Source organism: Anaerosporobacter sp. (assembly GCF_965301125.1).
The window spans coordinates 1-8,956 of the sequence record NZ_CBDLAM010000153.1 but is presented as its reverse complement, the minus strand read 5'-3'; the positions used below and the strand labels follow the sequence as shown (position 1 = coordinate 8,956).

Genomic DNA, 8,956 nt, shown 5'->3' with positions numbered 1-8,956 from the left:
CTAACAAAGGGTTATGGGTTACCTTTATCAACCTAAATATATTATATAAGGAGAAATGCACACTCTATAGTTTGTCTCTTTATGTATAGAGTACTATAATGTGCATGGATTAATTATGAATTACGAAGATGAAATTACAGAACAATCAATTATTAGTGATATAATAAAGCATCACCCAGATAATGTAGAGATCTTATTGATGGCAGGGATGCATTGCATCGGTTGTCCTGCTTCAAGATCGGAAACATTAGAAGAAGCATGTGCGGTTCATGGACTAGATTTAGATTTGCTCTTAAGTCAGTTACTTTAGTGATAGCAAAGGAGAAGGATTGTTACTATGTACGGAATTGATATATTAGTTAAAGAACACGATGCCATACTACGTATGGCAAAGGTAATGCGAAATGCTAGTTTACATGTAATGAATGGTGGAGAACTAGTGGTAGCCGATTTTGATGCTATGGTGGATTTTGTTAGAAATTATGCGGATAAGCATCATCATAAAAAGGAAGAAAATCTATTATTCGATTTTATGGTTAAAGAACTTGGATCTGTAGGTAAGAATCTTGTAACACATGGTATGTTAGTGGAACATGATCTTGGTAGATTGCATATGACCGACCTAGAACAGGCATTAAGAGCATATGAAGAAGATAATACGAATACAGGTGCTAAACTTGATATCATCGTTAATACTACTGCATATACGTATCTAATTACACGTCATGCTACAAAAGAGAACGAGGTTGTCTTTACCTTTGGTGAAAAGAATCTAAAGAAAGAAAGTCTAGTATTTATTGATGAACAGACGAAGATTCTTGAAGAAGATGGCGAGAAAGAAGGGGTACAGAGTAAGTATCTTGGAATTTTGCAAAGATTAGAGGATAAATACAGGTAGGAGGCAAAACTCTGTGTAGGTTTTGAAAGCTTCTTAGCTGACGTACTATGACACGAAACACGCTACACACCTAAGTACTTCTAGGTGTGTACGGGTGGGGATTCTTGGGTTACGGAAACGCCTTCGATTCGGCATCCTGCCTCCCTAGTGCGATGACACAAAGGTACTCAGAATGTGATAATCTCTGCATCGCACGGCTTGCTCGGCCTCCTTGCCTCGCATTCCTAGGTTTTTATGTACACACTAGTACTTTAGGTGTTTCGCTATTGTTTCTTAGTCATAGTACGTCAGCTAAGAAGCTAATTTACACTATTGAGAGAGTTTTGCTGGTATACTTTATTAATACACAAGGATAAGTAAGGTAATGAATATTCAATATATTGATTATTCATCATAACCTTAACTTTTTGAAACTTAATATTATAATAATAGAAAGACAGTAATTCTGAGCTATACCTAAATCAATTATTATCTAATTGATTTAACCTATAGCTCAGAATTGCTGTCTTCTTTATTTTGGGCTATATATTTGTTAGGAAAACTAAGGTCATTTTGAAACTTCTCATACTTTTGATTGTGCTTATTAATCCATTATTCCACTTTACTTGTAGATAATTTATAGATAATTGGTTGATATCATGATATTCTACATATAAAGGAGAGTGGGACCATGAATTACAAAATTTTAGTTATTGATGATGAGAAAGACGTTGTTTCATTATTAAAGGATTTTTTTGAAATACAGGGTTTTACCGTATATACCGCATACGATGGGAGAGAGGCATTACATAAAGTTGAAGTAGAACCTGATATCATATTATTAGATATTAATATGCCACAGATGGATGGGATAGAGGTATGTAAGAGGATTCGTGATTATGTAAGTTGTCCAATCTTGTTTTTAACTGCTAAGGTTGAAGAAGAGGATCGAATTAATGGTCTTATGGTTGGCGGTGACGATTATATATTGAAACCATTTAGTATAGATGAATTAGAAGCTAGAGTAATGGCACATCTTAGGAGAGAAGAGAGAAAGGTGGGTAAAGAAAAGGTACGCTTTGCAAAGGAATTAGTAATTTCTTATTCAGAAAGAAGTGTGTCCTATCAAGGAACGATGATTGCCTTGACTAAAACAGAGTTTGATATCGTTGAGATTCTAAGTATGAATAAAGGTCAAACCTTTACAAAGGAAAGAATTTATGAAAAATTATGGGGGTTTGACAAAGACGGAGATAGTAATATTATAACGGAGCATATTCGCAGAATACGCTCGAAGCTTAGTAAATATTGCAAGGATTCAGTGATTGATACGGTTTGGGGAGTTGGATATAGATGGATTGGATAGATGAACTATTGGGTAAATGGAATAATAGAATCGGGAAGAGTTCCTTAAAGAGAGCGTTAATGCTTTACATAATTGTTGCAATAGTAGGTGTTGCATTACTATATGCAGTTACGATGATGTTTTGTGATAGTTGGAGAAGTACTATAAATAGGCAATATAATAATGAAATAGAAATAACGGATACCAACCAAGTCTCAACGGATTTGGTATATGCGCCAACAGATGAACCAGAAATGAAATCCTTTGATGTTATTTTACTAAAAATTATTGATTTTGTTGGGGTATTTTCTATATTAATATATTCAATAATAGCAATCTATCTTGCAACCCACTTTTTTTATAAGAATAAGATTGAAGAACCTGTAAGTATATTGATGGAAGAAGCAAGATATATTGCTAGAGATGATTTGAGTTTTTCTTGTCTGTATGAAAGTGGAGATGAGCTTGGTGAAATCTGTGGGGCTTTTGATGAGATGCGTATACAGCTTATAAAAAACCAAGAAAAAATCTGGAGTTTAATGGAAAGTCAGCGTCAATTAAATGCTGCTTTTGCACATGATTTACGTACGCCACTTACTGTTATGCAAGGATATACAGAATTGTTGGTGAAGTATTATCCGCAAGGAAAAGTTAGTGAAGAAAAGTTGATAGATACCTTACAGTTAATCAATGGACAAGTGGTTCGCTTACAGCAGTTTGCGGAAACAATGAAAGGAATTCATACATTTGAATCGATGGAAATCAAGAAAAAGAAACATGATTTTTCACTATTAGAAGAGAATATAACAGAGATAATTCATGGATTACAGTAACAATATGAGTTCAATTTTAAGATAGATTCCAATCTACCTAAAGGTAAAGGCTATTATGATTTGCCTTGTATCCTAGAAGTTTTAGACAATCTACTATCTAATGCAGTTTCGTATGCTAAAACAACTATTAACTTGGTATTAGACGTTGAGGAAAATCATTTTACGTTGTATATAAGAGATGATGGTAAAGGTTTTTCGAAAGAAGAATTATATATGGCTACAAGACCTTATTATACTGGACGTGGTGATGGTATCGAACACTTTGGAATTGGGCTTACTATTAGTAAGATGTTGTGCGAGAAACATGGTGGAACCCTACATCTAAGTAATAGTACAAAGGGTGGTGCAATTATTGCAGCAAATTTCCTTGTATTGTAGATAAAATATAGATATTTCAAAGTTATTATTAGGATATAAGGTGGCTATTTAATGAATCATAGAGAGTGATAAGAAATCCCGTATCGATAGCAAACCTTGAAATCTAAGATTAATCTACATTGGATAGGAGAATGGTATGGAAACAGAGATTATATTAAGTCATGTGAATAAGTTTTATGGAAAGAAACAAGCCCTTTGTGACGTGAATCTACATATTAAGCAGGGAATGTTTGGTTTACTTGGAAGAAACGGAGCAGGAAAGACTACATTAATGAAGGTGATTTCTACGTTATTACCTGCAAGTAGTGGAGAAATTAACGTATGTGATATTCCTGTGAAAGAACAAGGGAAAGTAAGAAGTATTATAGGGTATCTACCGCAAGATTTTTCGATGTATGGAAATATGACAGCATATGAAGCTATGGATTATCTAGGCGTGTTATCGGGGCTTGATAAGAATACTAGAAAAATGAGAATTCCAGAGTTGTTAAGAAGAGTGAATCTTCAGAATAACAAAAGAACAAAAGTAAAGGCCATGTCTGGTGGTATGAAGAGAAGACTTGGTATTGCACAAGCCATATTGCATGATCCCAAAGTGCTGATTGTGGATGAACCAACAGCTGGACTTGATCCAGAAGAACGAGTTCGATTCCGTAATTTATTATCAGAGATAGCAGATGATAGAATTGTAATTTTGTCTACTCATATTGTGGGAGATATTGAAGCTACTTGTGAAAAGATTGCAGTAATGGATGAAGGTAACATTGTATTTAACGGTACAGTTACAGAATTATTAGAACAAGCGGAAGGAAAAATCTATACAGCTACTGTTTCTAAAATTGAAATCGAAGATATTAAGAACAGATATCTTGTTACTAATATGCTTCGTATGCCATCTGAGGTAACCGTTCGATTTGTTGCAGGTATGGATGAAGAAGTATTTGATGGGGCAACCCTTTGTACACCTAATGTAGAAGACGCTTATATGTGTCTGATGCATGAGAAAAGAGGTGAACAATAATGTTTGGAACATTATTTATGAAAGAGTGTAGAGCCATAGTAAAGAGTACTACTTATTATATATTCCTTGCGTGTTTAGTACTTTTTTTTGTTTCACAAATGGAGTCCAATACAGGTATAACAAAACCACAAGAAGGGCAAGCAGATTACGGGTATAAGTATAGTGAGAATCCGAAAGAAATTATGGAATATACAATAGATGCATTACTGAGAGAATTTGAAAATGAAACGTACATTGCATATCCATTTGGTTTTTATAAGGAAGTTCACCCAAGTAAAAAGACACAGTCTAAGATTGAAGCTATTATTAAGGAGACTGTGGATGAGAATAGTATTGTAAAAGATAGTATATCTTATGAAGAGTTTGAAGCCAATATGGATAAAATTGATGATTTACTTGGTGGCGGGACGAATTATAAGGCTAGTCAACTTAAGATTAACGCATATATACCCATGACTTATGAAGATGCCATGAAAGAATATGAAGATATCTTATACAATGATAAAATATCTGGAGCATATGCTAGATTATTCTGCGATTATATGGGGCTTGTATTAGCAATTCTTCCGATGTTTTTAGGTGTTACTAGAGGGCTAAGAGATAAGAGGGCGAAAGCCTCTGATGTAATTTATTCGAAAAAAGTATCATCAGCAGTAATTGTTTTGTCTCGATATCTGGCAACTGTAATAATGGTTTTGGTTCCCGTAATTCTATTAAGTATATCACCTACTTTGCAATCCTTATATTCAGCAGCGCAAAATGGTATTAAGGGTGATGCATTCACTTATGTTAGATATATTGGAGGATGGTTACTCCCTACTATACTTATAGCAGTTTCCGCTTCCTTTTTCCTTACTGAGTTAACCAATGGACCGATTGCAATTTTAGTTCAAGGACTTTGGTGGTATATCAGTATATTTATGGGCGCAGACTTATTGGTAGGAACAGTTGGCTATAATATTATGCCAAGATTTAACACGGTAGGGGAGTATGAAGTTTTTAAAGAGATATTTCCGCAATTAGTACGTAATCGTTTGTTTTACAGTGGAATCTCTATTCTATTGATTGTTGCCACAATCATAATTTATCATTACAAACGAAAGGGGGCACTTATGATCAATGGAAAGATATTTAAGCATCGCAAAAGTGAACTTGAAGTTTAATTTACTACCACATATTATCGCAGTTTTCTTTATGGCTTTACTTGCACAGATAATAATGGGTCTATCTAATTTAGATTTCTTACAGTCAGCAAAAGTGGTTGATCTTTATTTATCTTTATTTGGCATTGTATTGTGTGTTCCCTTATTCATTCCAGATGAGGACCCTAGCATTCGTGAACTAGTACAATCGAAGAAAGAATCCATGTTCATAGTACACGGAATTCGTCTGGTAGAAGGTGTTTTGATTTTACTTATTAGTCTAGTTTTATTTCTGTTATTAATGAAACAGCAAGGAAGTCATTTTCCGTATTACCAATATCTATATGGGGGAGTTGCGAATTGTCTGTTTTTGGGAGGCTTAGGAATAATAAGTTATAGTATAGTGGATAATCTAGCAGTAGCATATATGATACCTATTTTGTATTATGTCATGTGTATGGGAGGTGCCAAGAGGTATCTTGAAAAGTTCTATTTGTTTTCAATGATGAGAGGAAGTGTCGAAGATAAGATATATCTATTAACTACAGGTATTGTTATGATTATTCTTGGAATTATTATTAGAAATAATAGAAAATTGATATAGATTACTAAGGGTTCAAATACTATTGTTTTTGAACCCTTAATAATTGTAGAAAAAACTCTCGTTAGTTTTTATACATGTTACTATATTTATATGGTATAATGAATCTTGTGACAAAAGATTTTACAATGTAATAGTAAGGATGTTGGGATGATTTAGAATAATATCCTACACATAGAGAAAGGAATATTTACCATGAGATGTTTAATATTATCTAACAAAGAAATCTCTGATGAAGAATGCACATGTGTGATTCAAGAATCGTACAAAGAAAAAAATGGTAGGGAGTTGCCAAAGAAAGTTAAGAGAATCGTTGGTTGGAAGAGTATTTGTAAGTCTTGTAGCAATCATAAACAACCAAAATAAATGGATGTATGTGGAGGAATTTATCATGTACAATGAATTAACAAAGAGTGATATCAAGAAAATTCAAGATGAAATTGATTATAGAAAGCTAGTTGTTAGAAAAGAAGCTATCGAAGCTGTGAAAGAAGCAAGAGCGCACGGGGACTTAAGCGAAAATTTTGAGTATTATGCGGCAAAGAAGGATAAGAATAAGAATGAAAGCCGTATTCGTTATCTAGAGAGAATGGTTAAGACAGCTAAGGTAATAGATGATTCATCAGATGAAGATGTAATTGGAATGAATAACACCGTTGAATTATATTTTGAAGAAGATGATACAATGGAAACCTATCGAATTGTTACGACAGTACGTGAGAATGTGTTGAAGGGATTAATTAGCATAGAGTCACCATTAGGTAAGGCAATCATGGGGCATCGAATAAATGATCGTGTTCACGTACAGGTAAACGATAAGTATGGTTATGATGTGATAATTAAGTCAATCACCAACACATCAGAAGATGAGAGCGATAGAATTAGAGGATATTAATTGTCAGAATATTCGACAGAATTTTCACATAAATCTTTTAAGTGCAAATTATTTCTACTGTAGTATAAATAATTATTGATATGATTGGAGAAGATATAAGATTATAAATGGAATAGTGGAGTATTGCGAATACTTTTTTAGTATTGATTTTCGGAATTAATACATGATATAATAAAATGATATGCCTTGAGTAAAATATTGGGAATTGGTAAATAATCAATGTTTTTACTAGAGATAAGTCACAAAAGAATTTTTAAGTAGGAGGATTTACTTCATGAAAGAACTGAGTAATCAGAATCAATCAAAAGCACAAGAAGGTATTTACAATGTGAAACAGTTAGGTTTACCGAAGACGTTATTATTAGGATTTCAACACACATTTGCAATGTTTGGTGCAACTGTGTTAGTTCCTATTTTAACAGGACTTAGTATTTCTACAACATTATTTATGGCTGGTATTGGAACTTTGTTATTTCATTTATTAACAAAGAGAAAGGTACCAGCTTTTTTAGGGTCTTCTTTTGCTTTTTTAGGAGGGTATGCAGCTGTAGCACCTCTCAAGGATGGTGTAGCAGATCCAACTCAGTTAGCTTATGCAGGTGGTGGCGTAGTTGTTGCGGGTTTGGTGTATTTAGTAGTTGCTGCTTTAATTAAGTCATTCGGAGTAAAGAAGGTAATGCGTTATTTTCCACCTGTTGTAACAGGTCCTATTATTATAGCAATTGGTCTTATACTTGCTCCTACAGCAATTAATAACTGCTCATCAAACTGGATACTTGCGTTAGTTGCGCTGGGCATTGTAGTTATATGTAATATATGGGGAAAAGGTATGATTAAGATTATCCCTATTATGCTAGGAATTTTAGGAGCATATCTAGTAGCTCTTTGTATGGGTGAAGTAGATTTCACTGCAGTTAAGGAAGCAAACTGGTTTGGTATTCCTTTACAAACAGCTAGTTTTGCAAAATTTAATTTAAGTGCAATTATCACGATTGTTCCGATAGCGTTAGCTACAATTATGGAGCATATTGGTGGTATCTCGGCTATTAGTGCAACAACAGGAAGAAACTACATTTCAGATCCTGGTCTTCATAGAACGTTATTAGGTGATGGTTTAGCAACAAGTGTATCTGCGTTATTTGGTGGCCCTGCCAATACAACATACGGTGAAAATACAGGTGTACTTGCATTATCAAAAGTTTATGATCCATTAGTAATGAGAATTGCTGCATGTATTGCAATTCTGTTATCATTTTCACCAAAATTTGCAGCGGTTGTAAGTTCTATTCCAACAGCAATTATTGGAGGTGTATCATTGATCTTATATGGTATGATCTCTGCAATTGGTGTGCGTAACGTAGTTGAAAATTCTGTAGATTTTACAAAGAGTAGAAATCTTATTGTAGCAGCAGTTATTTTGGTTTGTGCATTAGGTATTCAATTCCAATCTGTTTATATTGATGGAATAGGTGATGTAATAAAGTCGGGTATTAATTTCTCCATTGGTAAATTTGATATTACATTATCTGGTTTAGCAGTTGCTGCTTTTGCAGGTATTTTACTTAATGCAATACTTCCTGGTAAAGATTACGAATTTAAGGAAGAATTATAAGTCATACATTCAAATTTGGTCTAATTGTACAATTTGGTCACGAAATAAAATTCTCCCCAATCAATTTGTGTTGAATAAGATATATTATGCAATATGAAATATAGAATAAAGGGAGATAATTATGAATTGTGGAAATAATTCCTGTAATGAAAGAATGAATAGATGTAGCGAAAGACCAAAATGTAGTCATGAAATGCAAAGACCAAGACGAGAAATGGAAAGACCAAGTTGTGGTAGTGAGAGACCAAGACG

General features: G+C 33.7%; 11 protein-coding genes. All 11 read left to right on the top strand.

Annotated elements, in window-relative coordinates; genetic code table 11:
• Positions 1-115 precede the first annotated feature (115 nt).
• Positions 116-310 (top strand): DUF1858 domain-containing protein, encoded by a 195-nt coding sequence (locus ACW2QF_RS14775; RefSeq protein WP_455716777.1) that lies wholly within the window; start codon positions 116-118, stop codon positions 308-310.
• Positions 311-337: 27 nt separating this feature from the next.
• Positions 338-898, top strand: coding sequence for a hemerythrin domain-containing protein (locus tag ACW2QF_RS14770; RefSeq protein WP_455716776.1), 561 nt, complete (start codon positions 338-340; stop codon positions 896-898).
• 670 nt (positions 899-1,568) lie between these two features.
• Complete coding sequence (locus ACW2QF_RS14765; protein WP_455716775.1) at positions 1,569-2,243, top strand: response regulator transcription factor; 675 nt, start codon at positions 1,569-1,571, stop codon at positions 2,241-2,243.
• Entirely contained in the window at positions 2,231-3,055 is an 825-nt protein-coding gene (locus tag ACW2QF_RS14760; protein WP_455716774.1) for a histidine kinase dimerization/phospho-acceptor domain-containing protein, read from the top strand. Before ACW2QF_RS14765 ends, ACW2QF_RS14760 begins: the two co-directional genes overlap by 13 nt.
• Before the next feature lie 60 nt (positions 3,056-3,115).
• Positions 3,116-3,433 carry an ATP-binding protein gene (locus ACW2QF_RS14755; protein ID WP_455716773.1) on the top strand — a complete coding sequence of 106 codons (318 nt, stop codon included), beginning with the start codon at positions 3,116-3,118 and terminating at the stop codon, positions 3,431-3,433.
• A gap of 136 nt (positions 3,434-3,569) precedes the next feature.
• On the top strand, positions 3,570-4,454 hold the full coding sequence (locus ACW2QF_RS14750; protein ID WP_455716772.1) for an ABC transporter ATP-binding protein: 885 nt from the start codon (positions 3,570-3,572) through the stop codon (positions 4,452-4,454).
• Entirely contained in the window at positions 4,454-5,617 is a 1,164-nt protein-coding gene (locus tag ACW2QF_RS14745; RefSeq protein WP_455716771.1) for an ABC transporter permease, read from the top strand. The genes ACW2QF_RS14750 and ACW2QF_RS14745 overlap by 1 nt, the downstream gene beginning before the upstream one ends.
• A complete protein-coding gene (locus ACW2QF_RS14740; RefSeq protein WP_455716770.1) occupies positions 5,574-6,200 on the top strand; it encodes a hypothetical protein in 627 nt (208 codons plus the stop codon). Before ACW2QF_RS14745 ends, ACW2QF_RS14740 begins: the two co-directional genes overlap by 44 nt.
• A gap of 192 nt (positions 6,201-6,392) precedes the next feature.
• On the top strand, positions 6,393-6,563 hold the full coding sequence (locus ACW2QF_RS14735) for a hypothetical protein (protein WP_455716769.1): 171 nt from the start codon (positions 6,393-6,395) through the stop codon (positions 6,561-6,563).
• A gap of 25 nt (positions 6,564-6,588) precedes the next feature.
• Positions 6,589-7,092, top strand: a complete 504-nt coding sequence (locus ACW2QF_RS14730) for a GreA/GreB family elongation factor (protein ID WP_455716768.1) — start codon at positions 6,589-6,591, stop codon at positions 7,090-7,092.
• Positions 7,093-7,366: 274 nt separating this feature from the next.
• A complete protein-coding gene (locus ACW2QF_RS14725; RefSeq protein WP_455716767.1) occupies positions 7,367-8,704 on the top strand; it encodes a uracil-xanthine permease family protein in 1,338 nt (445 codons plus the stop codon).
• The last annotated feature ends 252 nt before the right edge of the window (positions 8,705-8,956 follow it).